A 1,082-nucleotide genomic window follows, 5' to 3' on the forward strand; every position below is an offset into this window, starting at 1 on the left:
TCGGGGGGTGTGGTGCTGGCGCGTCGGGAGCGTCCGGAGCGGGTGCCGTTGTCGTTCGCGCAGCAGCGGATGTGGTTCTTGAACCGGATGGACGGCTCTGAGACCGAAGGCGCCGCGGCCTACAACCTGCCTTTCGCGTTGCGGCTGTCTGGCAGCGTTGACGTCGGAGCGCTTGAGGCTGCGCTGGGTGATGTGGCTGACCGGCACGAGAGTTTGCGGACGGTGTTCCCGGATGTGGAGGGGGTGCCGTATCAGGAGATCCGTGAGGGTGTCGATGGCCGTCCTCGGCTTCAGGTGGTCGAGGCCGGTGAGCAGTGGCGCGAATTCATGCGGGTTGAAGCCGGGCGGGGCTTTGATGTCCAGGTTGAGTTGCCGTGGCGGACGGTGTTGTTGAGGGTTTCGCAGGAGGAGTCTGTCTTGTTGTTGGTGGCTCATCACATCGCGACGGATGCGTGGTCGATGGGTGTGCTGGCCGCCGACCTCCAGACGGCGTACCGGTCCCGGTTGACCGGGCAGGCCCCTCAGTGGGAGCCCCTATCCGTCCAGTACGCGGATTACGCGTTGTGGCAGCGGGAGGTGCTCGGGGAGCTGGATGATCCGGGCAGTGCGGTGGCTGGGCAGGTTGGGTTTTGGCGTGGGGTGTTGGAGGGGGCGCCGCAGGAGACGGTGTTGCCGTTTGACCGTCCGCGTCCGGCGGTGCCGTCGTTCCGTAGTGGTTCGGTTCCGGTGGGTGTGGATGCGGTCACGCATGCGCGGTTGGTGGAGTTGGCTGCGCAGGGCGGGGCGACGATGTTCATGGTTGTGCATGCCGCGCTGGCGGTGCTGCTCGCCCGGATGGGTGCGGGGGAGGACGTGTGCGTCGGTACGCCGGTCGCCGGCCGGTCCGACGCGCAGGTGGAGGGGCTGGCCGGGTTCTTCGTCAATACGCTTGTCCTGCGGGCGGACGTCTCTGGGAACCCCACCTTCCGTGACTTGCTGGCCCGGATTCGTGAGTCGGATCTGGCTGCGTACGCCCATCAGGATGTGCCGTTCGAGCGGCTCGTGGACGAGCTGAACCCGACCCGCTCCGCCGCCCGTAATCC

At 67.1% G+C, this 1,082-nt stretch carries 1 protein-coding gene; it reads left to right on the plus strand.

The genetic code is table 11. From position 1 onward, the window contains the following. Positions 1–48: 48 nt before the first annotated feature. The coding region (locus AB0P24_RS47920; RefSeq protein ID WP_365805800.1) for a condensation domain-containing protein at positions 49–1,082 on the plus strand (1,034 nt) is incomplete at its 3' end.

The sequence above is a fragment of the Streptomyces sp. NPDC086519 genome (assembly GCF_040686075.1).
Lineage (GTDB): Bacteria > Actinomycetota > Actinomycetes > Streptomycetales > Streptomycetaceae > Streptomyces > Streptomyces shenzhenensis.